Source organism: Mesorhizobium kowhaii, from assembly GCF_003253745.1.
Classification (GTDB): domain Bacteria; phylum Pseudomonadota; class Alphaproteobacteria; order Rhizobiales; family Rhizobiaceae; genus Mesorhizobium; species Mesorhizobium kowhaii.
This window is the reverse complement of the sequence record NZ_MZXV01000048.1, coordinates 24,189-50,161: the sequence shown is the minus strand read 5'-3', so window position 1 is coordinate 50,161 and position 25,973 is coordinate 24,189. Positions and strand designations below refer to the sequence as shown.

The 25,973-nt window shown below is 61.1% G+C and carries 24 protein-coding genes; 15 read left to right on the top strand and 9 right to left on the bottom strand.

Annotated elements, in window-relative coordinates; translation table 11 throughout:
- Positions 1–52 precede the first annotated feature (52 nt).
- A complete protein-coding gene (locus B5V02_RS21450; protein WP_245446089.1) occupies positions 53–1,198 on the bottom strand; it encodes a cupin domain-containing protein in 1,146 nt (381 codons plus the stop codon).
- Positions 1,199–1,494: 296 nt separating this feature from the next.
- Positions 1,495–3,123 (bottom strand): GMC family oxidoreductase, encoded by a 1,629-nt coding sequence (locus B5V02_RS21445; RefSeq protein WP_111546107.1) that lies wholly within the window; start codon positions 3,121–3,123, stop codon positions 1,495–1,497.
- 203 nt (positions 3,124–3,326) lie between these two features.
- Between B5V02_RS21445 and B5V02_RS21440 the strand changes: the two genes are divergently transcribed.
- Positions 3,327–4,004 carry a FadR/GntR family transcriptional regulator gene (locus B5V02_RS21440; RefSeq protein ID WP_111546106.1) on the top strand — a complete coding sequence of 226 codons (678 nt, stop codon included), beginning with the start codon at positions 3,327–3,329 and terminating at the stop codon, positions 4,002–4,004.
- Positions 4,005–4,047: 43 nt separating this feature from the next.
- On the top strand, positions 4,048–5,661 hold the full coding sequence (locus tag B5V02_RS21435) for a GMC family oxidoreductase (protein WP_245446087.1): 1,614 nt from the start codon (positions 4,048–4,050) through the stop codon (positions 5,659–5,661).
- Positions 5,662–5,731: 70 nt separating this feature from the next.
- Here the strand turns inward: B5V02_RS21435 and derI are convergent, their stop codons facing one another.
- On the bottom strand, positions 5,732–6,172 hold the full coding sequence (gene derI, locus B5V02_RS21430; RefSeq protein WP_111546105.1) for a D-erythrulose-4-phosphate isomerase: 441 nt from the start codon (positions 6,170–6,172) through the stop codon (positions 5,732–5,734).
- Between the two features lie 254 nt (positions 6,173–6,426).
- Between derI and B5V02_RS21425 the strand changes: the two genes are divergently transcribed.
- From B5V02_RS21425 to dhaL (B5V02_RS21390), 8 genes are all read left to right on the top strand, one after another.
- Positions 6,427–7,905 carry a sugar ABC transporter ATP-binding protein gene (locus tag B5V02_RS21425; protein WP_111546104.1) on the top strand — a complete coding sequence of 493 codons (1,479 nt, stop codon included), beginning with the start codon at positions 6,427–6,429 and terminating at the stop codon, positions 7,903–7,905.
- A 40-nt stretch (positions 7,906–7,945) separates the two neighbouring features.
- Positions 7,946–8,950 carry an ABC transporter permease gene (locus B5V02_RS21420; RefSeq protein WP_111546103.1) on the top strand — a complete coding sequence of 335 codons (1,005 nt, stop codon included), beginning with the start codon at positions 7,946–7,948 and terminating at the stop codon, positions 8,948–8,950.
- Between the two features lie 84 nt (positions 8,951–9,034).
- Entirely contained in the window at positions 9,035–10,021 is a 987-nt protein-coding gene (locus B5V02_RS21415; protein WP_111546102.1) for a substrate-binding domain-containing protein, read from the top strand.
- A gap of 60 nt (positions 10,022–10,081) precedes the next feature.
- On the top strand, positions 10,082–10,852 hold the full coding sequence (locus tag B5V02_RS21410) for an SDR family oxidoreductase (protein WP_111546101.1): 771 nt from the start codon (positions 10,082–10,084) through the stop codon (positions 10,850–10,852).
- Positions 10,853–10,874: 22 nt separating this feature from the next.
- Entirely contained in the window at positions 10,875–11,867 is a 993-nt protein-coding gene (locus B5V02_RS21405) for a dihydroxyacetone kinase subunit DhaK (RefSeq protein ID WP_111546100.1), read from the top strand.
- 11 nt (positions 11,868–11,878) lie between these two features.
- Positions 11,879–12,541, top strand: a complete 663-nt coding sequence (dhaL, locus tag B5V02_RS21400; RefSeq protein WP_111546099.1) for a dihydroxyacetone kinase subunit DhaL — start codon at positions 11,879–11,881, stop codon at positions 12,539–12,541.
- Positions 12,542–12,678: 137 nt separating this feature from the next.
- The gene (locus B5V02_RS21395; RefSeq protein WP_111546098.1) at positions 12,679–14,775 is read left to right on the top strand and encodes a bifunctional sugar-binding transcriptional regulator/dihydroxyacetone kinase subunit DhaK; all 2,097 of its coding nucleotides are present in this window, start codon (positions 12,679–12,681) and stop codon (positions 14,773–14,775) included.
- A 59-nt stretch (positions 14,776–14,834) separates the two neighbouring features.
- Positions 14,835–15,488 (top strand): dihydroxyacetone kinase subunit DhaL, encoded by a 654-nt coding sequence (gene dhaL / locus B5V02_RS21390; protein ID WP_111546097.1) that lies wholly within the window; start codon positions 14,835–14,837, stop codon positions 15,486–15,488.
- Between the two features lie 36 nt (positions 15,489–15,524).
- Here the strand turns inward: dhaL (B5V02_RS21390) and B5V02_RS21385 are convergent, their stop codons facing one another.
- From B5V02_RS21385 to B5V02_RS21360, 6 genes are all read right to left on the bottom strand, one after another.
- Positions 15,525–15,782: an exopolysaccharide production repressor protein gene (locus tag B5V02_RS21385; protein WP_111546096.1), complete on the bottom strand. Its 258-nt coding sequence runs from the start codon at positions 15,780–15,782 to the stop codon at positions 15,525–15,527.
- Positions 15,783–16,269: 487 nt separating this feature from the next.
- A complete protein-coding gene (locus B5V02_RS21380; RefSeq protein WP_111546095.1) occupies positions 16,270–16,809 on the bottom strand; it encodes a prepilin peptidase in 540 nt (179 codons plus the stop codon).
- A gap of 1 nt (position 16,810) precedes the next feature.
- Positions 16,811–17,350: a tetratricopeptide repeat protein gene (locus B5V02_RS21375; RefSeq protein WP_111546094.1), complete on the bottom strand. Its 540-nt coding sequence runs from the start codon at positions 17,348–17,350 to the stop codon at positions 16,811–16,813.
- 55 nt (positions 17,351–17,405) lie between these two features.
- Positions 17,406–18,296: a type II secretion system F family protein gene (locus B5V02_RS21370; RefSeq protein ID WP_425374410.1), complete on the bottom strand. Its 891-nt coding sequence runs from the start codon at positions 18,294–18,296 to the stop codon at positions 17,406–17,408.
- Between the two features lie 78 nt (positions 18,297–18,374).
- Entirely contained in the window at positions 18,375–19,346 is a 972-nt protein-coding gene (locus B5V02_RS21365) for a type II secretion system F family protein (protein WP_111546092.1), read from the bottom strand.
- On the bottom strand, positions 19,346–20,728 hold the full coding sequence (locus B5V02_RS21360; RefSeq protein ID WP_111546091.1) for a TadA family conjugal transfer-associated ATPase: 1,383 nt from the start codon (positions 20,726–20,728) through the stop codon (positions 19,346–19,348). The genes B5V02_RS21365 and B5V02_RS21360 overlap by 1 nt, the downstream gene beginning before the upstream one ends.
- Before the next feature lie 503 nt (positions 20,729–21,231).
- Between B5V02_RS21360 and B5V02_RS21355 the strand changes: the two genes are divergently transcribed.
- The 5 genes from B5V02_RS21355 to B5V02_RS21335 all read left to right on the top strand — a co-directional run bounded on the left by B5V02_RS21355 (position 21,232) and on the right by B5V02_RS21335 (position 25,969).
- Positions 21,232–21,444, top strand: a complete 213-nt coding sequence (locus B5V02_RS21355; protein WP_111546090.1) for a Flp family type IVb pilin — start codon at positions 21,232–21,234, stop codon at positions 21,442–21,444.
- Positions 21,445–21,534: 90 nt separating this feature from the next.
- On the top strand, positions 21,535–22,593 hold the full coding sequence (cpaB, locus tag B5V02_RS21350; RefSeq protein WP_111546089.1) for a Flp pilus assembly protein CpaB: 1,059 nt from the start codon (positions 21,535–21,537) through the stop codon (positions 22,591–22,593).
- Between the two features lie 55 nt (positions 22,594–22,648).
- On the top strand, positions 22,649–24,094 hold the full coding sequence (locus B5V02_RS21345) for a type II and III secretion system protein family protein (protein WP_111546088.1): 1,446 nt from the start codon (positions 22,649–22,651) through the stop codon (positions 24,092–24,094).
- A gap of 4 nt (positions 24,095–24,098) precedes the next feature.
- A complete protein-coding gene (locus tag B5V02_RS21340) occupies positions 24,099–24,374 on the top strand; it encodes a hypothetical protein (RefSeq protein ID WP_245446085.1) in 276 nt (91 codons plus the stop codon).
- A 77-nt stretch (positions 24,375–24,451) separates the two neighbouring features.
- A complete protein-coding gene (locus B5V02_RS21335) occupies positions 24,452–25,969 on the top strand; it encodes a pilus assembly protein TadG-related protein (protein WP_111546086.1) in 1,518 nt (505 codons plus the stop codon).
- Positions 25,970–25,973 lie beyond the last annotated feature (4 nt).

The window sequence follows — 25,973 nt, the reverse complement described above, 5'->3', positions numbered from 1 at the left end:
TCGATGTCGCGCCGCCATTGCCGGCACGACATCTCTTGCCGCAGGACCAGGATCAGGCGAGGCGAAGCAGATCGCCGGCCTGGTTGCGGCCCCAGCGCTTGTAGAGGAGCAGCGCCTTCTGCGTCGGCGCATCGGTTGCGCCGAAGAAGATCACCGGCTCGCTGGAGGAGCCGTTGACATGTTCGACCCATGATCCGCCGGGTATGGCGATCGTGTCGAACTGGTTCCAGTCGTAACGCTTGCCATCGATGATCGAATGACCGCTGCCGCGGAACGGCGCCAGCAGCAGGCTGGCGGTTTCACGTTGCGGCAAGGTCTTCTCGCCAGGGCGTAGCATCTGAGCGTAGAAATTGATGGTGCGGAAGACCGGCCCGCCAGTGCTCGGATCGACGTAATCGACGACGATGCCTTCGTGAGGGTCGCCATCCCAATCCTTGTGGGCGTCGAGGACCGCTTCCATCTTCTCCCAGCGATAGACATACATCGGCGACGACAGGCCGCCGCCGCGCTTATGGTCGACGAAACGCGGCATCAGGCCACCCTCGCCATAGATGCGCTGTGAGTAGTCGCTCGGATAGCGCGCGGTCTGCACCTTCTTCTCGACTTCCTTGCCGTCGACCATCTCGGTGTATTTGTGGTCGAAATGGACGGCGTGCAGCGTCTCGACCAGCGGCAGGTCGAGCACCGACAGGTTGACCGCCTGCTCGCCGCCGACCGTGCCGTGATTGTGCCAGGCGTCGTTGGGCGTCAGCACCATGTCGCCCGGGCCGAAGACCACATCCTCGCCCTCGACGCCGGTGAAGTTGCCCTTGCCAGTCAGGCCGAAGCGGATCGCGCTCGGCGAGTGCTTGTGCGGCGGCATGATCTCGTCCGGATCGTTCAGGCGGTAGGCGGTGTACATCGTGCTGACGGATGCGCGCTTGGGCGCAAGGCCAGGATTGACCAGGATCAGCGAACGGCGCTCGCTGTCGTCCATGGTCACCAGTTCGGCGGCGCGCTGCAGCAGCGGCTCGATGTCCGAATAGGACCACACGAAAGGAATGGCCTTCGACGTCGCCATCAGCTGTTTGATCTCGTCATGGTCGACGCCTTCCGACGTCGCCCAGAACGGAAACATGTTCTTTTCGTAGAGGGCGTCATAGAGGCCCTTGAGGGCCGCTTTCTTGTTGGTGAGCGTATCGTTAGCTGGTTGCGCCATGGACATATCGGACACCTCTCGTCACGAAGAAAATGCTTCTAACCAACTCAACCGTATTCGCATTGGTTTTGCTCGACAATCCCCAAACTGCAAAATTTGAAAGTTTTTGGTTGAGTTGCATTTTCGAACGGCAAATGCCTGAAAATAGGCAGAAATGGCCCAAAAATAGCACAAAATATGCTCAGATCTGCAGGTCACACCCGAACTGCCACGGCCGTGCGAGATCGCGCGGCAGCTCAACCAATGCATATTTTAGCTTCAACCAAAAGATATTGGTTGGATTCCAGCCGCCGCTGTCAGGCGGCCGCGCTCTGCTGAGCGCGGCTGCGGATCAGATCCGCGGCCTTTTCGGCGATCATGATGACCGCCGCATTGATGTTGCCGCAGACGAGATCCGGCATCACGGAGGCGTCAACGGCACGAAGTCCGGCAACGCCGCGCACCCGCAATTCCGGATCGACCACAGACTCCGCATCGACACCCATGCGGCAGGTGCCGGCCGGATGGTGTACGGTGATCGATGTCTTGCGGATATGCTCGTCGATCTCGTCGTCGCTCTCGCATTTCGGGCCGGGGAAGAATTCCGCGCCCACGAACGGAGCCATGGATGGCTGGCTGGCAAGGTTGCGCGCAACCCGAAAGCCGGCGCGAAGCGACTGCCAGTCGCGCTGCGAAGACAGGAAGTTCTGATGGATCAGCGGAGCGGCGAACGGATCGCTCGACGCCAGGTTGACGCTGCCGCGGCTCTCCGGCTGCACGGCGACGATACGCGTCGCGAAGCCGTCGGCAAACGGCGCCTTGAACGGCGACATGTAAGGCCATGCCCCAAGCGGCGCGGCGGTGAAAAGCAGCTGTACATCCGGCAACGGCCGGCTCGCATCGCTTTTGAGGAATGCGACGACGCCGCCAGGCACATCTGCCGAAAAGCCCTTGCCCGTTAGATAGGTCTTGACGAAATCCAGGCCGATGCGATCGGCCCGCATCATCCTGAGAAATGGTCCTGGCTGCTTGCGCCGATACATCACGATGACCGAAACGTGGTCCTGCAAATTCTTGCCGACCTGCGGACGATCGACCTTCGTCTCGATGCCATGTGCCGCAAGTTCGGTGCTGTCACCGATCCCCGACAGCATCATGAGCTGCGGCGTGTTGATGACGCCGCCGGCAAGCAGAACCTCGCGCCGCGCGAGAACTTCATGCGCCGCCCCGCCTCTAGTATAGGCAATGCCCGTTGCGCGCCCATCCTTCAGCAGGATCTTCGTCGCCATCGCGCCGGTCAGCACCTTGACATTGCCGCGGCGCATGGCTGGCCGCAGATAGGCGGACGCGGTCGAGCAGCGTCGGCCGTTTTCGATTGTCATCTGCAGGCGGCCAAAACCTTCCTGTACGGCGCCGTTGTAGTCGTCGGTCTGCGGATATCCGGCATCAAGGCTGGCGGTGGCGAAGGCATCGATCAGTTCATCCTTGTAGCGGCAGAACTGGGTGTTCAGCGGCCCGCTGCCGCCGCGATACTGGCTTGCGCCCTTTTCCCAGCGCTCCTGCTTCTTGAAATAAGGCAGCACCTTGTCGAACGACCAGTCGGTCAGCCCGCTTGCCGCCCAGCGATCATAATCGCCGCGATTGCCGCGCACATAGGCCATGGCATTGGTGGACGAAGAGCCGCCGATGACCTTGCCGCGCGCGCACTCGACCTTGCGCCCGCCGACATTGGCCTCAGGCTCGCAGAAATACATCCAGTCGTGGCGGCGCTCGGTCAGGATCTTGCCCCAGCCGAGCGGGATGTGAATCATCGGATCGCGGTCCCAATCCCCCGCCTCCAGCAGAAGCACCGAAACCGCCGGGTCCTCACTCAGCCGGTTTGCCAGCACGCAGCCGGCCGAACCCGCGCCGACAATGACGTAGTCAAAGGTATCGCCAGCCGGCATGCATGATCCTCGGGAGAAGGACAGCCGCGATGGCAGCCGTCAACGAAGTCAGTCAACCATCGCGCAACTGGTGTTGTCAACCATCGCACGTGGATGTAGATTGGTTGAATTGGTTGAGTGCCGTTTCCATCAGGTTTCGTGTCACAATATGATGATAACCGGACGTTGAGTCGGCGCCTGCCGATCGGACAGGAGATTTGGTTTTGAACGCATTCGAGCCACAGGCCGGACCATCGGATCTCGACGACATCATTGCCGCAGTCCGCCAGTTGCAACAGGGCGGCGGCAAACTTCCGTCCGAGCGCGATCTTGCAGGACACCTGAGCGTCAAGCGCCATCAGCTTCGTAAGGCGCTTGAAGTGCTGCGTCATTCTGGCGATCTCAAACCGGCGCGCGCCAGGCGGGCGCCGACCGCCCTTCCAAGATACGGGGAGGAACTGGTCAGGGTAACCAACCCAATCGAGGTTCTGGAATTGCGCCTGATCATGGAGCCGGGCCTTGCCCGGTTGGCGTCGCTGCGCGCCTCCTCCTTCGAGACGGCGCGGATCATGGACGCGGCAACCACGCCGGAGAATGCTCCATCAGGTGAGGTCGACTTCGCCTTCCATCTCGCGATCGTCGCTGCTGCCCGCAACCATCTCGCGGCAGAATTCTACAAGATGTTGCGTCAGGTCGGGGTCGATGCGCGGGTGAAGGTTGCGCGCACCGCCGCCCCCACCTGCCCCAAGCGGATCGCCCAGCGCGACGGCGAGCATCGTCTGATCGCCGAAGCGATCTCGCAGCGCGATCCCGAAGCGGCGGAGGCCGCAATGCGCGCGCACCTGCTGTCCGTGCAGAGGCAGATCATGGAACGGTCGAATGCCGGCGCCTTTGCCGCGTGATCGTGTCACCTCTCGACTTTGAGCCCGTGCGGGGACTTTCAAATTGAAACATCATTTCGACGTGCTGGTGATCGGCGCCGGATCCGCCGGCTCGGTTGTTGCCAGCCGGCTCAGTGAAGACCGGTCGTGCCAGGTCGGCCTGATCGAGGCCGGGACGATGCCGGCTGATCCCGATATCGCCGACCCGCTGAAATGGACGATGCTCCAGGGCCGCGCCTACGACTGGGCCTACCGGACCGTGCCGCAGCCTTTTACCGCCAACCGCGTCCACGAATGGCCACGCGGCAAGATCGTCGGTGGCTCTAGCTGCCTGCATGCAATGGCCTATGTGCGCGGCCATCCCGACGATTTCGAACCCTGGGCGCAAGCCGGCGGCGAGCGCTGGTCCTATCAGGGATTGTTGCCGGGCTTCATCCGCAGCGAAGCCTTCACAGCCTTCGACGGGCCGACACGCGGCAGGAGCGGCCCGCTGGACGTGTATCTGCCGGACGCCGAGGTCAGTCCGGTCGTGCGTGCTTACATCGCCGCCGGGCGCGCCATGGGCGCCCCGACGCTGCGCGACCACAACAGCGGAGAACTGGTCGGCACCAGCCCCAATTCACTCAACATACGCGACGGCAAGCGCGTGAGCGTCGCCGACGCCTATCTGTCGCCGCAGGTCATGGCGCGGCCGAACCTGAGCTTGCTCGCCGGCCACGAGGTCGAGCATCTCGTGCTGAACGGCCACAAGGTCACGGGAGTGACCGTGGTGTGCGAGGGCGAGACCAGAACGCTGTCCGCCGACCGGATTGTTCTTTGCGCCGGCGCCGTGTCCACGCCGCTCATCCTCATGCGGTCGGGCATTGGGTGTCCGGATACCCTGAAGCAGGCGGGGATACGCTGCCTTGCCGACCGACGCGATGTCGGCCGCAACCTGCAGGACCATCTGCTGGCTCTTGGAAATGTCTACAGCACGAAAAAGCCGGTGCCGCCGTCCCGCCTGCAGCACTCCGAATCGCTGATGTACCTGCATGGTGACGACCCGACCCGTTCCACGGGAAGTCCCGACATGGTGCTCGCCTGCGTCATCGCGCCGTCGGCGGCCGAGGGCCTGAATGCCCCGCCCTACGGCTCCGCCTTTACCATCCTGTGCGGCGTCACCCATCCGACAAGCCGCGGGCGCATCGCACCGGGCGGGCCCGGCCGTAACGATGCGCCGGTCATCGATCCGCATTATCTCGAAACCGAACACGACCGCACGGTCTTCAGGATGGCCTTGAAGAGGGCGCGCAAGGTCGGCCATCATGCGGCTCTGGACGAATGGCGAGATGCGGAAGTCCTGCCTGGTGCATCGGCTCAGTCCGACGACGAGCTCGATGCCTTCATCGCCAGGGCTGCCTCCACCCATCATCATCCGGCTGGCACATGCCGGATGGGTAGTGATGCCGGGGCCGTCGTCGACCCCGACTTGCGGTTGAACGGCTTCGACAACGTCTTTGTCGTCGACGCCTCGATGATGCCGACGATCCCGAGCGGACCGATCAACGCCGCAATCGTCGCCATTGCGGAAACCTGGACGGCGTTGGGCGGCGCACCGGAAATCCTGACGACGCCAGGCAGTCTCCAGCGCGGTTCACCGTTTCACGGAACGCTGAACCACTCTAGCTCTTTGTTTTGACGCAATTCCCTAGGGAAAGCGCTACACGCTTTTCCCGGGAAAACCGGTTCCCAATTTTCCTGGAATTGCTCTAGCGCTTGATCTGGTCAAGACGATCGACGGCCTTGACGTTCTCCGCTGAGGGCCCGGTGGGATCGAAGTTTGACGCCAGATACTTGTCGACAATCGCCTTCGCCAGTTCCGGGCCTATCATACGCGCGCCCATCGTGATGATCTGAGCATTGTTGGACTTGGCGGCCCGCTCGGCCGAGTAAGTATCGTGGGTCAGTGCGGCGCGTATCCCCGGCACCTTGTTGGCGGAAATCGAAACGCCGATGCCGGTTCCGCAAAACAGCAACCCGCGATCGAATTCGCCTTCAACCACCTTTCGAGCAACCGTCTGCGATATGTCGGCGTAAAAGCCCGGCTGACTGAAATCCGTTAGCGTGATGCCGGTCTTTCCGGCCAGATGCGCTGCAATCACATCCAGAAGCGGCTTTCCCGCACTGTCGGCGCCGATAGCGATCTTCATAGGCTTCCTTCCTTTCGATTTTGAGTTGGCCCTCCGCACCATGCCGCCAATGCGCCGTCTGGCGCCTGGGCCCTGGGCGTCCGCGGGTGCATTCGATCCGCGGCCAACGGTTGGCGTTCATAGTTTCATCGAATGCTTGACATTTGTCGAGTGCTAATCGACTATTGTAAAAATCGACGCCAAGAACAAAGATCATTCGTGTCGATCGGCTCGCGCCAAGGAGGGGTGTCGAGCGCCTTGGGAGGAGAAACGACGTGGAATTTTTGCTCGAGGTGGAAGGGCTGAAGAAGTCCTTTGGTGGCGTCGCAGCCTTGCGCGAGGGCCGCTTTCAACTTCGCGCCGGCACGGTTCACGCACTCTGCGGCGGCAACGGCGCCGGCAAGTCGACCTTTCTCAAGATACTGATGGGCATCTTCAAGCGCGACGCCGGCTCAATCCGCCGCCGCGGCAAGGACGTGGAGTTCGCAAGCCCGGCCGACGCATTGGCCTCGGGCATTGCCATTATCGAACAGGAACTCAGCCCTGTCCCTCACATGACGGTTGCGGAGAACATCTATCTCGGCCGCGAGCCTTCCGCGCGGTTCGGAGGCATCGATTTTCGCGCGATGAACCGGTCCGCGCAAAAGCTGCTGGACGATCTCGAATTCGATATTCGAGCCACACAATACATGATGAACCTCTCCGTCGCACAGATGCAGCTCGTCGAGATCGCCAAGGCACTCAGTCACGACGCCGAGGTCATCTTCATGGATGAGCCGACATCGGCGATCGGCGAGCGGGAGGCGCAGCACCTCTTTGCCGCGATTCGCCGCCTGCAGGCCCAGGGCCGCGGCATCGTTTATGTTTCTCACCGGCTGTCGGAGATCTTCCAGATCGCCGATTCCTACACGGTCTTCCGTGACGGCGCCTATGTCGGCAGCGGAGCACTCGCAGACATCGACCGGCCCAACCTGATCCGCATGATCGTCGGCCGTGAACTGTCCGAGGAATACATCAAGACCAACACGCCCACCTTGGAAACCGTTCTCGAGGTTACCGCGCTTACGTGTCCGAACAAGATCGAGGATATCTCCTTCTGCGCACGAAAGGGTGAGATCTTCGGCATTTACGGCCTGATGGGGGCCGGCCGGACGGAGATCTTCAACTGCCTCTTCGGGCTCGACAAGCCTTCGGCAGGAAGCATCAAGCTCGACGGTGCCGAGGTCAGCATTTCCAGGTCGGCCGATGCCATGGCGCTTGGGCTGGCGCTGGTCACCGAGGATCGCAAGCTGACCGGCCTCAATCTCTCCGATTCCGTACGCGCCAACATCTGCATGGCGAGCCTGCCGGAAATGAGCCCCGCCTTCGCCATGGATCGGCCGCGGGAGGCGCAAGCAAGCCGCGACATGCGGGAAAAGTTCCAGATCAAGGCAGCGCGCGACACGATGCCGGTTTCCGGCCTTTCAGGCGGCAATCAGCAGAAGGTGGTGCTCGCAAAATGGTTCCTTCGCAACCCGAAGGTCCTGCTTCTGGACGAGCCGACCCGCGGTGTCGACGTCGGGGCCAAGCGTGAAATCTATCGGATCATCAGTGACTTCGCCGCCGCCGGCGGCACGGTCGTGATGATCTCATCGGAAATCGACGAAGTTCTCGGCATGTCGGACCGCATCATGGTGATGCGCGCTGGCAAGAGCGCCGGGATCTACAGCCGGGAGGAAACGGATGCCCAATCACTCGTCCACCTATCAACCTGAACAGGGACAGGGTGTTCGTCCGGCGACAGAGGAGTCAGGGATGTCGGTTGGAAACAACAAGAACGCGAAAGGCTGGCTCGGTTCGGAGCAGCGCCGGCTGCTGATTCAGGAATACGGTATCTTCTTTGCCTTCCTGATCCTGGTTGCGGTCCTGTCGGTCTCCAACGAGTTCTTTTTGACAGCCGGCAACATCTCGAACGTGCTGCTGCAAACGTCGATCAATGGTGTCCTCGCCATCGGCATGACCTTCGTCATCCTGACCCGCGGCATTGACCTCTCGGTCGGCTCCGTCGTCGCGCTTGCCGGCCTCGTCAGCGCCAGCTTCGTGACCACATCCGCGACCGCCGGGATTTCCGGAGCACCCTATCCAGTCGTCGTCGGCCTCGGCATCGGCCTTTTGGTCGGCGTTGCCTGCGGCGCCGTTTCCGGTGTGATCGTGTCGCGCTTTTCGGTGCCGGCCTTCGTGGCGACGCTGGGCATGCTGTCGGCAGCGCGCGGACTGACCCTCATCTATGGCGGAGGCCGACCTGTTCCCGCGCTGACGCCGGCGTTTCGCTGGATCGGCACAGGCGACGTCCTTGGCATACCGGCCCCGGTCGTCATTCTGGCTGTCGTGTTTGCCGTCTCCTGGTGGATCCTCAACCGGACCCGTTTCGGCCGCTACATCTATGCCGTCGGCGGCAACCCCCACGCTGCCAGGACCTCGGGCATCAACATTACCCGTATACAGTTCGTCGTCTATGTCGTCTCCGGCGGTCTTGCCGGCCTTGCCGGAATGCTGCTCAGCGCCCGCACTGGCTCCGCACTGCCCCAGGCCGGCATCGCCTATGAGCTGGACGCGATCGCTGCGGTGGTGATCGGGGGAACCAGTCTTTCGGGAGGGGTGGGCCGGGTGACCGGCACGCTGATTGGCGCGCTGATCATCGGCGTCATGAACAACGGCCTCGATCTGATGGGTATCCAATCCTACTACCAGCAAGTTCTCAAGGGCGCCCTGATCGTTGGCGCCGTGATGCTTGATCAGAAGCGAAACTACGGGGCCTAAGCCCCCTTCCGGATCGGACCTGCACACCGCGTGTCCGTTGATAGGCGAACCATGTCGGTCGCTCACTTAAAGTGGAGGTACGAAATGAAAACATTGATGATAGCGCTCGCGTCCGCGACCGCGCTGCTGGCCTCGTCGGCCATGGCGCAGGAGAAGATCAAGATCGGCGCAGCACCTTACGGGTTGAATGCGGAGTTCATGCAGATCTGGGCGGCAGCGCTCCAGGACCACCCTGCCGTCAAGAGCGGTGAAGTCGAACTGACGGTCTTCGACGGCCGCTATGATGCCCTGGTCCAGCAGGACCAGTTCAAGACGATGGCCACGCAGAAGTACAACGCGATCATCTTCGCGCCGATCGACGTCGATGCAGGCGCGGCTGCCGTACAGACGGCCGCCGATGCCGGCATCCCGGTTGTCGGCTCCAACACCCGCGTCAATTCCGATCTCCTGGCCTCCTATGTCGGCTCCGACGACACGATCTCGGGCTACATGGAAGCCAAGACCGTGCTCGACAAGATCGGCTGCAAGGGCAACGTCGTCATTCTCGAGGGGCCGGTCGGTCAGTCGGCGCAGATTTCTCGTCTCGAAGGCAACAAGAAGGCGCTTGCCGAGTGCCCGGATGTCAAGATCCTCGAAGATCAGACGGCGAACTGGTCGCGCGCTGAAGCCCAGACGCTGATGGAAAACTGGCTCACCGCTCACCCCAAGCAGATCAATGGCGTGATTGGCCAGAACGACGAAATGGCTCTCGGCGCCATCGAGGCGATCAAGGCTGCCGGCCTTGACGTGAAGAGCTTCTCGATTGCCGGCATCGACGGGATCACCGATGCGCTTCACGCCGTCAAGAACGGCGAGATGACGTCGATCCTTCAGGACGCACGTGCCCAGGCACAAGGGGCGCTCGATCTTGCCATCTTCAATGCCAAGAAGGGTGACTACAAGCCCCAGTCCGACATCTGGGTAACCTACAAGGACATGCCGTGGAAGGACGGCAAGGAGAAGATCTACAATGTGCCGTGGACGCCGGTGACGGCGGAAAACGTCGACAAGCTTCTTGCGACACGCAAGTAATTCAGCCGTGGGGTGTGCTCTCTTGCGCACCCCACTTTCGAACAGGCCGGGAAGACAACCATGACTGATTCAATACAGGTCGATCTCAATTTTTCACTTGGCGGCAAAGTCGCCCTGATCACCGGCGGTGCCTCCGGCATCGGCAGTGCCATTGCATCGGCATTTGCCTTGAAGGGTGCTGCCGTCGGAGTGATCGATATCAATGAATCGGTTGCGCGATCGAAAGCCGACGAACTCGGCAACGGCGCGAAGTTCTTCGTCTGCGACGTGTCCGATCCGCAATCCGTGGAGGCCGTGTTTGCCGCGGCGGAAGCGGCTTTCGGCCACATCGATATCGTCGTCAACAGCGCCGGCGTCGCCATCCTTGCTCCGGCCGAGGAGCTCAGCCTCGATGCCTGGGACAAGACCATCGCCATCAATCTCAAGGGAACGTTCCTGGTCTCCCAGGCCGCCGGACGCGTCCTGATCAAAGCCGGCAAGGGCGGCAAGATCATCAACATGGCTTCGCAAGCCGGCACCGTCGCGATCGACCAGCACGTCGCCTACTGCGCCTCGAAATTCGGTGTCATCGGCCTGTCCAAGACGCTTGCGGCCGAATGGGGCAAGCATGGCATCACGGTCAATACGATTTCGCCGACAGTGGTGCTGACCGAGCTTGGCCGAAAGGCATGGGACGGGCCGCGCGGCGAGGCGTTGAAGCAGCGCATCCCGACCGGCCGCTTTGCCTTCCCGGAGGAAATAGCCGCCGCAGCGTTGTTTCTGGCATCGAACGGCGCCGACATGATCAACGGCGCCGACCTTCTGGTCGACGGCGGCTACACCATAATCTGAGCGGCGCATGATTGGAGCAACAATGCAGCGGTTTATCAACAATCCCGACGAGGTCGTCGAGGATACGGTCAAGGGCTTCGTCAAGGCGCATGCCGACATCGTCAGGCTTGGCAGCAATCCCCGTGTCATCGTCGCCCGCCATGCGCCGGTCAGCGGCAAGGTCGGCGTGATCACCGGCGGCGGGTCCGGCCACGAGCCGGCCTTCATCGGCTATACGGGACGCAACATGCTGGATGCGGTTGCGGTCGGCGAACTGTTTTCGTCGCCGACGGCAAAGAGCTTCTTCGACGCCGCGCGGGAGGCAGATGGCGGCAAGGGTGTCGTCTGCCTCTATGGCAACTACGCCGGCGACAACATGAATGTGAAGATGGCCATCAAGCTCGCGGCCAAGGAGGGCATCGAGATCGCAACCGTCGTTGCCAATGACGATGTGTGCTCGGCGGGGCCCGATGAGCGCGACAAGCGCCGAGGCGTTGCCGGCGAGATCTTCATGTGGAAATGCGCCGGCGCCAAGGCCGCGGAAGGTGCTGGTCTCGCCGACGTGCGGGCGATAGCGCAAACGGCGATCGACAACTGCCGCTCAATTGGCGTTGGCCTTGGCCCTTGCACGCTGCCCGCCGTGGGGCACCCCAACTTCTCGATCGAGCCGGGCACGATGGAAGTCGGCATCGGTCATCACGGTGAACCGGGTGTCAGGGTCGAACCGCTGAAACCCGCTGCCGAGATAGCGCGAGAGATGGTCAAGATCGTCCTCGATGATCATGACCTAGCAGCCGGAACGGAAGTTGCGGTCCTCGTGTCCGGCCTCGGCGCAACACCGGTCAACGAACTCTACATCCTCAACGACACGATCGAACAGGAGATCGCCGGACGCGGGCTGAGCATCCACAAGACCTATATCGGCAACTATTTCACCTCGCTGGAAATGGTCGGCGCCACACTCACGGTCATGGCGCTCGACGCCGAATTGAAAAGGCTGCTGGATGTGGATGTCGATTGTCCCGCAAGGTTCTAGGAGACAGGCAAATGCAGCACTTTGACAATGCTTCCGCTGGCGACATCGTTCTTTCGGTGGCGGACCGGATCATCGAAAACCGGGCCTATCTGAGCGAGATCGACGGCAAGATCGGTGACGGCGACCACGGCGTCAACATGGCCAAGGGCTTCGGCATGGCCGCGGAAAGGATCAGGGGCAACGACATGTCGCTGGCCGCAGCCTTCGATACGCTAGGCACCGTGCTGATGACCGAGATCGGTGGTTCCATGGGTCCGCTCTATGGCGTCATGTTCACGCAATTCGCCGAGACGATCGAAAACTCATCGTCAATCGATGCCAAGACTTTCAGCACCATGCTCACCAATGGTCTCGACGGCATCCAGGCCATCGGATCGGCCAAGGTTGGCGACAAGACGCTTCTCGATACGCTCGTCCCGGCCATCGACGCCTTCGACAGCGCCAACGCTGGCGGAAAGCCATTCCCCGACGCGCTGGATGCCCTGGTTGTCGCGGCCGAAAAGGGCCGCGACGGCACGAAGGACCTTGTGGCGAAGATCGGCCGGGCCAGCCGCCTGGGTGAACGCTCGCTCGGCGTCCTTGATGCCGGCGCCACATCCTGCGCGTTGATCCTGAAAGCCCTGGCGCTCGGTGCCAAGCAGAAACTGCAGCTGTCCGCGGCCGCGGTGCGTTGAATTGTAAAGTATGCTCCTCCCGAGCAATGGCTCCCGGCTGATCTTCCAGCCGGGAGCATGATCCGGAGCAAGATTGAGAGTTCGCCCGTTTGCGCTCATCTTGGCGATCGATTTTGGATTCGGGGAAACCAGGCAGCATGATCGTCAAGGCACCATCGGCGCGGAAGAACGGGACGGTGCGGGCGGGAGCCGAAGCTGGCACCGAACCCATCCCGTTGCGCTACGGTGACGACCCCTATGTCTGGGCCTGCTGGCTCTACTACGAAGATCGCATGACGCAAGGCGATATCGCCGACATCATGGGCATTTCGCGGGCGACGGTGAACAGTTATCTGGCCGATGCCCGCGCCCGCGGGATCGTCAACATTTCCCTCGAGCCGTCGAGGCTGAGCTCGCTCTCGATCGCGCAGGAACTCAAGCGTCACTTCGGGTTGCATGACTGTCTGGTCGTGCCAAGCGACGACAATGCGCGCCCGCTGATCGATCGTCTTGGCGGGGCTGCGGCGCAGGCACTTGCCAAGCTTTTGAAATCCGGTGACACGCTGGCCGTTGCCTGGGGAAGAACCGTGTTGGCAATCGGGGAGCAGGCCTCCGTGCCCGGCCTCCAGGATGTCACTGTCGTTCAGGCGACCGGAGGCACTCGTGCGAGTTTTGCCTATACGCCGGAACTCTGCGCGGCCGCCATCGCCAGCGCCGTGGATGGCAAGCTGATCAACATCACCGCACCAGCGGTCGTTTCGACGGCCGAGGTGCGCGACATGCTGTTGCGCGAGACGCTGATCGAAAGCCAGTTCGCCGCGCTTGCCAAAGCCAACAAGGCGCTTTTCGGCATCTCTTCGCTGCGTCCAAACTCAACGATCCACACCAGCGGCTTCTTTGAATCGGTCTCACTTCAACAGTACCTCGCCAAGGATGCCGTGGGTGTCGTTGCCGGCCGCTTCATCGACGGACAGGGCAATCCGGTGGCCGGCCCGCTCGACGACCGAACGATCGGGATATCGCTCGACAGGCTGAAGGCCATCGGCCTGCGCATCGCGGTCGCCGGCGGTTTCGACAAGGTGCCGGCAATCCTTGCCGCGCTGCGCGGCGGCTACGTCAACGTGCTCATCACCGACGCTGCCACCGGCCGCGGCATCCTGAATGCCGACGGCGTGACGGAGCTCGACCAGAAGCTCTCGCAACGCCCGAGGCTCGACAACACCGTGGCTTTGCCCAGCAACTTCCGCACCCATATCAAGAAGTTCCTCAACGACCCCGACGATGTCGTGGAGGAAATGCTTGACGGCGTGGTGAAGGCACACGCCGCCTACATCGAGCCGATCAAGGGTTCGCATCGTGCTCTCGTTGCCCGCACTGGGCCGAGGCCTGGGAAAGTGGGGCTGGTGATCGGCGGCGGCACGGGGCACGAGCCCTGCTTTCTCGGCTATGTCGGCAAGGGGTTGGCCGATGCCGTGGCCGTCGGCAACATCTTTTCGTCACCGCCTCCCGGCACGATCTTCCAGTGCGCCAATGCCGCGTCGGGCGGGCAAGGCGTGCTGTTCGTCTACGGCAACTATGCCGGCGACGTGATGAACTTCGAAATGGCGGCCGAGATAGCGGCGGAACACAACATCGAGGTTCGCACGGTGGTGACGACGGACGACATCGCCTCGTCGCCGCTCGAGGACAGGGAGGGTCGCCGCGGCGTTGCCGGCAACTTCTTCATGTTCAAGATCGCCGGTGCCGCCTGCGACCGCGGCTTGTCGCTCGACGCCTGCGAGGCCGTGACGCGCAAGGCCAACGCACGGACTTTCACCATGGGCGTTGCGCTGGAGCCCTGCTCGCTTCCGCAGACCCGCCGCCACAATTTCGAGATCGGCCCCGATGACATCGAGATCGGCATGGGCATCCATGGCGAGCCCGGCGTCATCCGCGAAAGGATGATGAGCGCCGACGCGATCACCGACCGGATCATGGACCGCATCTTTTCGGAGATGAAGCCGGCAGCGGGCGACCGTGTCGCGGTGCTGATCAATTCATTCGGCGCCACGCCGCTGATGGAACTTTACATCCTGTTCAGGCGCGTCGCGCAGCGATTGAGCGCCAAGGACATCACGATAGAGGCGAACTGGGTGGGGCATTATTGCACATCGCTCGACATGGTCGGTGCGTCGATAACGGTCTTGCACCTCGACAACGAGTTGACGGAACTGTTGCATCATCCTTGCGATACGGCTGTCCTGCGGGTCGGCTGAGACACGAGTATGCGCCGATCGACGATGGGTCGCATCCTGCTTGAACTGGGAGGAACACGATGTCGGACAATGCGGCGCGACGCCTGAGCAGGATGTTTTATCGCATCTCCATTGCTATCGAGGCGGGAAAGGATCACCTCTCGGATCTCGATGGCGCCATCGGCGATGCCGACCATGGCATCACCATGTCGCTCGGCTTCATGGCGGTGAACGCGGAGCTCGCCAAGCTCGACCTCGACCACATGCTTGCGTCGGACGTTTTCACCGCTGCCGCGTCGGCCTTTCTCGATGCCGTCGGCGCCTCCACCGGGCCGCTCTATGCGACAGCGTTCCGAAGAGCAGCACAAGCCCTCAAACAGGATGAACGCCTTTCAGCTGCCGGCCAGGCGGCGATCGTCGAGGCAATGACGACCGGCATCAAGGAGCGCGGCAAAGGGCAGCGCGGCGACAAGACGATGCTGGATGCCTGGATCCCGGCAACGGAAGCAGCGGTCAGTGCATGTGCCCGCGCTGCCGGAAGCCGGGACATGTGGAAAAGCATCCTGGAGGCCGCGGAAGCCGGCGCAAATTCGACACGATCCATGGTCGCGGCCCGCGGAAGGGCGGCACGGCTAGGCGAGCGATCCCTGGGGCACATGGACCCGGGAGCGGCCTCGGCCGTCATCATCCTGCGCGCGATGAAAGACACTTTTGGTGAAGACGCCGCGAAGTAACCCGCGCCGGCGCCCTCCGATTGCCGGAACGGCGGGCTAGAAGAAGATGCCGTCGCGTTTGGCGGGAAACGCTCCATTGGGTTTCTTCTGAACCGCCTGATCGGCATCGGTTGCTTCATCGACGTGGCGGAAAATCATGATGAGCACGCAGGCGAAATATCCCACCTGCAGCACTACAGCGCTGATGACTGTCCACCCCAACGAGGCCCAAAACGAGCCCGTGACGCTGTAGATCCAGCCAAAGATCAGCGCCAACGCCGCCGTTGCTCCCACCAGAAACTGTGGAAAATACATTCGCCCTCGAAAGATTCCGGGAAGCATCGACCCGGTTGTCTTCCGTCCCATTGCACGATTTCTACCCCGTATGAACAGTTTCAGTTTTTGGAGATCAATGCAAGCATGAACTAATATGCCTCGGCAGCACGCCTATAACGACTCTTTGTCTGTTTGAATTGCAAATGAGACCCTCGGCGCAAAGCGTTGCTGCAACGCCCGCGTCGTCGCCCGAGGAGACCGAGCGCCGGCAGACTGGAGAGTCTAATGTGCGCATGTTTGCCGGCGCCCGGTAATCGCAGCACCCGGGGGTTCTTGGGGTGTTTTGGGGCTGCGACCTCAGTACGTTAGCACAAGCTAATATAGAGGTATACGGCCATTTTGCCGGCTATCCCCGGTATAGCCGAATTGATGAAGGCGCGTTTTTCCGCACTTCAGATCGCTGGGCGAGTTGGTGTAATACATCGCTGTAGCCCGCGCTTCCGACGGTGGAACGGACTGTCGAGGTTCAGTTAAGCTGATCCAGGACTCCAGAACTGCTCGCCAGCACCACACTTCTGTAGATCAGGAACGCTATCGTACAGATCGCGGCTATCGAGATTGGCACTCCGAATGGCACCACGCCCTTGCGGTCCAAATGCTGGACAACGAGCCGAAAAGCGCCCGCAGGCAGCATGAACGGGTTTTTCACGATCACCGCGGTGGCGAGGGTGAAAACCAGAAGCAGCACTGAAAACACCGCGAGATCGCTGCCGCCGATCAGGAAGGGCACCACCGCCATCAGCTTGACATCGCCGGCGCCGACCTTGCGCAGTGCCCAGAACGGGAACAGCGCAACGAACAGCAAAAGCGCTGCAAGGCCGCTCAGCCCCATCTCCCACCACGATCCGGATTGGAGCGACAGCAGCAGCAGGCCCCCCGCCCCCAGGCAGAGCAGCAGCAGCACATCGCGGTTGGCGATCTTCTGGGTGGTGAAGTCGAGCCAGCCTATTCTCGCCAGCAGCGGCATCGCGAGCGCTTTCAGCAGCAGCGATTCGACCAGCAACATGCTAGCGCTCGATGTTCTGCACGCTGGATGACAGCAACTTCAGATTGTTGGCGACAGTCGGATCCTTGGGCGCCAGTTCATAGGCCTTGAGGAAATTGCTGCGTGCGTCCTGCAGCTTGCCGCGCAGCAGGTAGGAATAGCCGACATTGTTGTAATATTCGGCCGTCGGGCCAACCAGCTTGAGGGCTCGGGCATAGGCCCGGTCGGCGAGATCGAAGCGATGGATGCGGTCGCTGCAGGCAGCCAGGCCCATCCAGGCGTTACCGTCATTGGGCGACAGTTGCGTCGCCTTGAAGAACAGCGCGCCGGCATTGCCGTAGTTTTCCGCGCGGAACTGGTTCTTGGCTTCGGCCACGGCCTGGTCCGAGGCGTGATATTCGACATCGCTGACCGTCTTTAGCCCGTCGAAAGCATCGCCAAAGGACGTCACATCACCCTTCGACGGCTCGTTGGTGCGGACGACACCGTCGGTGGCGTCCGTCTGGCAGCCGGCAAGCACTACCGTAAACAGGCAGGCTGCGGCAGCGATAACCCGTTTCATATAGTTCCCCTCGAGGTCGTCCCCGACTCACATTAGGACCAAAGCATACATGTAACTAGAAGAAAACACCTTTCATCCGGATAATGATCGGCAACAGGACAATCATCAAGACCACCGGAAAGACGCAGACCCCGAGCGGGATCATCATCTTGACCGGAAGCGCGTTGCCCTTTTCCTCTGCCCTGAGAATTCTCTTGCCGCGCATCTCGTCGCTGTAGACTCGCAGGGCATCCGTCAGGCTGGTGCCGAGTTCTTCCGATTGGCGGAACAATACCGAAAGTGCCCTCGCCTCGTCGAGGCCCAGACGCTCGGATAGATCCCGGAGGGCCTCACGCAACGGCTTGCCGGCACGCAACTGCAGATTCATGATCGCAAGCTGTATCCCCAGCCATTTGTGCGTGCCAGCCAGTTCCTGGCTCACCCGTTCCACGGCGGCCTCCAGGCTCATGCCGGCATCGGCGCAGGTGATCATCATGTCCATGAAGTCGGGAAAACCCCGGCGATAGGTTTCCTTCTTGGCATTCTCGAAACGATCCAGCGCGACACTCGGAATGACCAGACAAGCGAGGCCAAACAGCGCGGAGGCCGCGAATACAAGAATCCCCGGAATTTGCGGCGGGACCACGGCAAGCAGGCCGGTATACACTCCCAGAAAGCCGACGGTGACAGCCCCTATTCGGGACAGGGTATAGAAAAGGGGCGCGCTCGCCTGGTAGAACCCGGCACGAAAGAGCTTGGCTTCGAGGGCGTTAGGTTCGCCTCGCTCTTTCTCGACCGATCGGAAGTAGGCATCGACCGGTCGTTGCGCCGATATCTTGGCGAGGTGTTCCTGGCCGACCAACGACCGACGGTTGGCGATCCCTTCAGACAGCAGGGTTTGCGTGACCAGTTTCCGCGTCTGCAAGGCAGGCCGAAAAATCAGCGCGCCGAACAGGAACAGCGCCATCGCCGCCAGGAAGACAGCGATGGAAACCAGAAGGCCCAGATCCTGGGTATTTGAAAACAGGTTTATGTCACGCTCCTGTCAGAAATCAAAATTGACCATTCGATACATGATGAAGTCACCGAGCAGCGCCCAGAGTCCGAAGATCAGGAACGCCGGCATGAGGAGGGGACTGTTCCAGATATCCCCATAGTAGCTCGGCGCGATAACCATCAGCAGGGCAAGCATGACCAGCGGAAACAGCGAAATGATCCATGCCGACATCCTGCCCTCGGCCGACAGTGCCCTGATTTTCATCCGCAATTTCTCCCTCTCGCGCAGTACAGATGAGAGGTTCGACAGGATCTCTGTGAGGTTTCCGCCTGTCTTGGCCTGGATGGAGAGCGACACCGAAAGCAGATGGAGACCTTCAAACCCCACGCGTTGCGAAAGTTTCCGCACGGCGTTTTCAAGACTGAGGCCGAAGGTGATTTCGTCGGAGACAATGCCGAATTCGGTGCCCAGCGGGTCAGGCATTTCACGCGCCACAAGCGAGATAGCCACTGTCGTCGGGTGACCTGCACGCAACGAGCGCACGATCATGTCGAGCGCGTCGGGAAGTTGGGCAGCGAATTTCAAGATACGCTTGTTGCGTGCGCGCCGAAGAACGAGGAGCGGCAGCGCAAACCCCACAAGCAGAAAGGTGATCAGCGCCACGACAGTGGAAAAGCCAAGAAGCAATGGCAGCACCAACGCCAGAACCAGCCCGGCGAGGAGGAACATTGCTGCGAAAGCCAGCGGATTACCGGTGATGCCGGATTGTGTGTAGAGCCGGTTCAAACTGACCATGCCGAAGATGTAATCGCCTGAATCTGTCAGCCCGCGTTCACGCAGCAAGCCTTGCAGGGTCTTTTCGGCAGGTGCCTCCTCTGCCAGGCGCGCGAGACGTCGGTTGATCGTACCGGCTCGAACGCGCCGCGCGGCGTAAGACATATACAGGGATTCGCCGGCAAGGATCATCGACGCGGCTGCAAGCACATAGATGAAGTAGAGCAGCGTCTGACCAGTGGGCATCAGAGCGGAACCTGCGGATTGAAGGCATCCTTGGCGAATTGGTGGCCGAGTGCCGCCACTTCCTGAGCAAAGCGCGGACGGACGCCGGTGGCGCGAAAGTCGCCGATGATTTGGCCGTCCGCGGTCGAATCCCGGCGAACGAAGTGGTAGATTTCCTGGAGCTGGACGACATTGCCTTCCATGCCGGTCAGTTCCGATATGGATGTCACGCGCCTGCCGCCGTCGGAAAGGCGCTGCGTCTGCACGATGATGTCGATGGCCGAGGCTATTTGCGCCCGAATGGACTCGTGGGTCATCGGCATGCCGGCCATGCCAACCATCTGCTCGAGGCGCGAGATCGCGTCGCGCGGCGTGTTGGCGTGGATGGTGGTCATCGAGCCTTCGTGGCCGGTGTTCATCGCCTGCAGCATGTCGAAGGCTTCCTCGCCGCGCACCTCGCCGACGATAATGCGATCGGGCCGCATGCGCAGCGCGTTCTTCAGCAGTTCGCGCTGGCGAACCTCGCCTTTCCCTTCGACATTGGGCGGACGCGTCTCCAGCCGCCCGACATGCGGCTGCTGCAGTTGCAATTCCGCCGCATCCTCGATGGTGATCAGGCGTTCTTTCGAGGGGATGTAGCTTGACAGGGCGTTGAGCAAGGTCGTCTTGCCGCTGCCGGTGCCTCCCGAAACCAGGATCGATTTGCGCGCCTGCACGGCAATCCGCAACAGATCTACCATCGGCGGGCGGATCGAATTGAACGCGATCAGGCGCTCGAGCGAATAAGGGTTCTTCGAGAATTTGCGGATCGACACCAGCGGGCCATCGACCGAGATCGGCCGCACCGCGATGTTGACGCGCGAACCATCTGCCAGTCGGGCATCGACCATCGGCGCGGATTCGTCGACACGGCGGCCAATGGCAGAGACAATCTTGTTTATGATACGCAGCAGGTGTGCCTCGTCGCGGAACCGTATTGCGGTTTCCTCGATCACGCCACGCCGCTCGATAAATACCCGATTATGGGTATTTATCAGAATGTCAGCGATGGAATCATCCTTGAGCAGCGGCTCGATCGGGCCTAGCCCGAGCATTTCATCGGCAGTGTCGCTTGTCAGTTGATCGAGCTCGCGCGCATTCAGTGGCACGTTTCGGCTGCGCACGAACTCGCGCACGATCGGCCGGATCTCATTCAGGATTTCGTCCTTGGACGCTGTTTCGAGGACGGCGAGGTTGAAGCGGTCGATCAGATGGCGGTGAAGCTCGACCTTGAGGCTCAGGAAATCGTCGCCGCCCTCAGCGACTTCCGTCGCCGGAGACGGAACATTCGGTATCACCGCGACGGGCGCCGGCTCCTGCTGCGCCCGCGTTTCACTCGGTCCCTTTATGAAGCGGCCTAACATCTCGCGAAAGCCCCCGGAAATTCCCCTGACTGGAAACTAAGCGTTAACCACGGAAGGCACAAGCGCCGAACGCTACACCGAATGAACAATACTTATGACATAGTTAAGGACAGAGGCCCAAAAAAATCGATTTTATTTGACGACACGCCAGGCGCCGGAAATAGGCCTGTCACCTCACGGGATATGACCGGTCGTAATGAGCCACGCCCCTCCGTAAGTCCTTATATATAAAGGGTTATGCATAGTACCTAATTTAGCGATACCGAATTTGGATGTATGGCCGAATTGTGAATGAATGGTTAAGGCGGTTGAAAAATTAATCGAATCAAGCTCTTGTAAAAACTAACCCGCCCTCTGGTCAGGTATTGGAAGGTTAAGGAACTGTTAATCCGTTTGACTCTGCTTTTTCGCGGGACAAGGATCGAGATGACGGGGGATGCTTGGGTATGGATTTCATCCTTGGCTCGTCTCGTCGGGTTCAACCTCCAAAGGGAGAAATTATCATGAAGAAGCTCATGACGATGACCCGGCAGTTCCGCGACGACGAAAACGGCGCTGCCATGGTCGAATATTCTATCCTCGTCGGCATCATCGCTGGCGCGGCAATCCTCATCATCGTTGGCATCGGACTGTGGGTGAATGGCCGTTTCGCCGGCCTTTGCGCCGACATGGCTGCCAGCAACATCGGCACATGCTCCAGCGGTGCCGGCAGCTAATCAAATACTTCAGGCCCGGATCTATTCGATCCGGGCCTGAATCCAATCGCGGCGGGCGAATTCCCGCTCTTGGGGCTTGGGGCTTGGGCTATGCGCGCCAATACACTCATCATGATCATACTCGCCGGTGTGTTCGGCGTGCTTGCGGTGGTTCTCATCAATATCTGGCTGGCCAGCCAGCGCAGCGCCATGGCTGAAGCCAACGGTGTCCAGCCCGATACGGTCGTGGTGGCGGCGACGGCTCTGAAATTCGGCGATACGCTAACCGCCGACAAATTGCGTGAAATCGCATGGCCTGCGGGCGCGGTCCCGGCTGGCGCCTTCAAGACGACCAAGGAGCTCCTGACAGGCGACGCCAAGCAGGCGCTACAGGCGATCGGCGCCAACGAACCTGTCCTCGCCACCAAAATTACCGGCCCCGGCCAGCGCGCCACGCTATCGGCGGTGCTCGGCGAAGGTTTGAAGGCCGTTTCCATCAGGGTCAATGATGTGCTCGGCGTTGCCGGATTTGTGTTCCCGGGCGACCGGGTCGACGTGCTGTTGACGCGCACCATGCGCAATCCCGACGGTGCGGATCAGAGTTTTGTCGATGTACTTTTGCAGAGCGTGAAGGTGCTCGCCGTCGACCAGGTCGCCGACGAAAGCAAGGACAGCCCGACCGTGGTCAAAGCGGTGACGGTCGAAGTCAGCACCAAGGACGCACAGAAACTGACCCTGGCGGCAGGCGCAGGCCAGTTGTCGCTGGCGCTCCGCCAGGCAGCGGCCAGCAAGGGCGAGACGACCGAACGCGTAACGCTTTCCGACCTGACGGGGGAAATGCCGGCTGACATCGCCAAAAGGCAAGCCGAACTGGACAAGCAGGCTGCAGCCGACGCTGCTACCGCGGCCGATCGCCAGCGCGCGGAAGACGAGCGAAAGCGCGCCGACGACAAGATCGCAGGTTTAGCCAAGGCAGTCGACCGAGTGGGAAACAAGCTCGACGATCTGAGCAAGGTCAAGCCGGCTCCGGCCGTAGTGTCGGCACCGGAAGTCCGCGAAGTTGTTAAGGAAGTAGTCAAATATGTCACACCCGAGCCGCCGGCGCGTGCTACAGTCGGCGTGTTTCGGGGCGTGAAGCTCGAGACATACGACGTGCCGCGACAACAATAACAAAGGTGCGGCTAATGAAATGAGGCTGCCACCGGCAGCGATTGGGGAGACGGGGATGCAGGGGTCTTGGTTGAGGATAGCGGCGGCCGCGTTGTCGTGTTTGGCGGCGCTGTTGCTGTCGAGCCTGGCGGCTAATGCAGCCGACCGTTTCATCGACGTGTCGAACCCCAGCGTCCATAAAATCTTCCTGCCGATGTCGCAATCGGTAACGATCCAGGTGAACGCCAATCTGGGCGATATCGTCGTCGGAGACGAGAAGATCGCCGATGCCCAGCCGATGACCGACCGCACGCTCTACGTCATCGGCAAGGGGGCCGGCACCACCACAGTCAATCTGTTTTCCACGGACAAGCGTTCGCTCGGCGTCATCCAGATCGAGGTCGGCGTCGACGTCAGCGACATGGCGCAGGCGATCCGCCAGGTGGCGCCAAAGTCGCGCATCGAAGTGGGCTCGGTCAACGGCAGGGTCAGGCTTGGCGGCCATGTCAAGGACGGCGCCACGCTGGCGGCGATCATGGCGGTTGCGCAGCAATATGGTCCCGACGCCATCATCAATTCCGTCACCGTGGACGACAGCCAGCAGGTCAATTTGGAAGTGCGCGTGCTGGAAGCCAAGCGCAACACCGGCCGCGATCTCGGCGTGTCGATCAGGAGCACCAACAGCAGAGGCACGACCCGTACCGGTACTGGTGTTGCTGCCGTCGACGAGGACAATGTCGTGCTCGGGCCAGGCAATCTGATCAGCGGCCTCCTGTCGACCTCCAGTCCCTTCGGAGCCCTGATCACCCGCATTATCGACAACAACATCAAGGTCGATCTGATCATCGAGGCGCTGGAGTCCAAGGGCGCGGTGCGCATGCTCGCGAACCCCAACCTCACCACGCTTTCCGGCGAGGAAGCCAGCTTCAACGCCGGCGGCGAAGTCCCTATCCGCACTCTCGACAAAGATGGCCAGATATTCATCACGTACAAGCAATTCGGCGTCAATCTGGTGTTCATACCGGTCGTACTCGACGACGGCAAGATCCACATGCGGCTGGCGCCGGAGGTCAGCGACCTGACCGGCTTCACCACCGCCGGCGACCCGATCTTCACCAACCGCAAGCTGGAAACCGTCGTCGAATTGCGCGACGGCCAGAGCTTCGCGGTCGGCGGCCTTCTGTCGAGCAAGACCAGCAAGCTCCAGGACCAGGTGCCATGGCTCGGCCAGGTGCCGGTTATCGGGACGCTGTTTCGCAGTTCGAGCAACCAGAAGGAAGAAACCGAATTGGTGGTCATCGTCACGCCGCACATCGTGCGGCCGGTGAAGCCCGGCGAGCAACTGGCGACGCCGTTCGACAAGACACGGCCCGCCAACGACCCGGAATTCTTCGTGCTGGGCCAGCTCGAGGTGAACAAGGACATGATCCGCAAATATGAAACAGGCGACGGCGTCACCGGCCCCTATGGCCACATGCTCGACTTCAAATCGAAGGACAAGATGCTCTATGTCAAGAAATAGCGCCATGATCCTCGTGCTGGGCACCGGCCTGCTGACAGGCTGCGCCGCAGACTATTTGAACAACTACGATTCGGTAACCTTGGCCGCCGGCGACACACAGAAATTCAATTCGCTGCTGCAGACGGTCGACCCGCTCAATCCGGCCTCCAAAAACACGAGGATCGAAGGCGACGGCACGCGTGCCGCCGCTGTTGCCGAGAACTACAAACATCCACCACCGCCGCCGGCGCCGCCACCCATCACGGTCAATATCGGCAACTCAGGCGTGACATCGCAGTGAATTGAACAGAAGGATGCGGTTTCAGTGCGCCAGGTAATACGAGGGAACCTGGCGTCAGGGGAGCAAAGAGTAAGGCCATGTTGCGAATCATTCGCGCGTTCTGGCGGGATCAAAGGGGTATAGCCCTCGTTCTAGTGGCCGTGATGTTGCCGGCGATCGTCGGCTTTTCGTTGCTGGTGATCGACATGAGCCGGGTCAACAATCTGCAAAACGACCTGCAGAAAGGCGCCGATTCATTCGCGCTGGCGACGGCTGCAGAACTAGACGGCCGTTCCGATAGCATCACACGGGGTGACCATGCCCTTGCGACGCTGGTCCTCAACCAATACAACTTCACGACGGCACCCGGTCCACAGAACTTGGCGGCTGCCGGCGTGACAAGACGCTATCTTCGATCCATCCCGGCGACACTGAACGGCGTTCCTGGCGATGCGCGAGCAATCTCCGCCGCCGATGTCATCACCAACGAAGTTGCGGACGCCAAACTGGCTCGCTTTGTCGAGATTAGGGTCACGCCTGTCGGGTTTTCGACTATCTTTCCTGTCTCGTTCTTGCCCGGCGGCACCAACAACTCATGGACAATCGGCGCACTAGCTGTCGCCGGTTTCTCCACATCGGTCTGCGACTACACGCCGGTCTTTATCTGTAATCCGTATGAGAAGACCGAAGCGGCAGGTGGCCTGACGCTCGAACAGGCCGCGAGCAACCGTGACCAGCGCCGCCGGCAATTGATCTTACGAGGCGACAAGTTCTATGGCCCCGGCAATTTCTCCTTCCTGGATTCGCCGCTTGGCAACGGCGCGAAGGCGCTGGAGCAAGCCATGGCCAAGGTGAGGCCGGCGGCATGCTTTGGGCAGAACGGCGTCAACACCAAGCCAGGGCAGAACGCAGGGCCGGTCCTTGATGGTCTGAACGCCCGCTTCGGCCTGACCTCCACCTATATCCCGTCCGACCCACCGTCACCGAACGTGCGCATGGGCGTCAACGCCGTGACTTGCAAAAGTGGCGCCGTGAAGTCGGTCACCTTCAATACACCGGCTCAAGGGACCACCGGCCTCACTCGCGATGGGTGTTACACTAGCGGAACTTGCACTCCGCTCGATCCAGCGCATCCGGCCGATGCCGGCATGCTTGGCGATGGCATTTGGGACCCTGGCACTTATTGGGCCGCAAACCATATTGTGCCCGGAAGCAGCCCTCCAGTGTCACGACCGTTCCCCTCCGGTCCGGATATTCCTTGGACCGCATCTGGCGTCAATGCGGCGACGCGATATGAAATCTATCGCTATGAGATAGATCACGGAATGATCGCAGACAAATCGACTTCCGGAGACACTGGAACGCCGCTTTGCGGCGAAACGCCCATATCGATACCGGATCGACGCATCCTTTACGGCGCCATCCTTGATTGCTCGGAACTCGCCCTCAATGGCAACCAGACCGATGTTCCGGTTCGCGCCTTCGGCAGTTTCTTCATCACCGAGCCGATCAAGGACGGCAAGGAAATCTACGTCGAGCTGGTCGACATCACCGGCAAAGGCGGCCGAGGCACGCTCGACAATTTCCTGCGCGACGAAGCCCAACTTTACCGGTGATGAC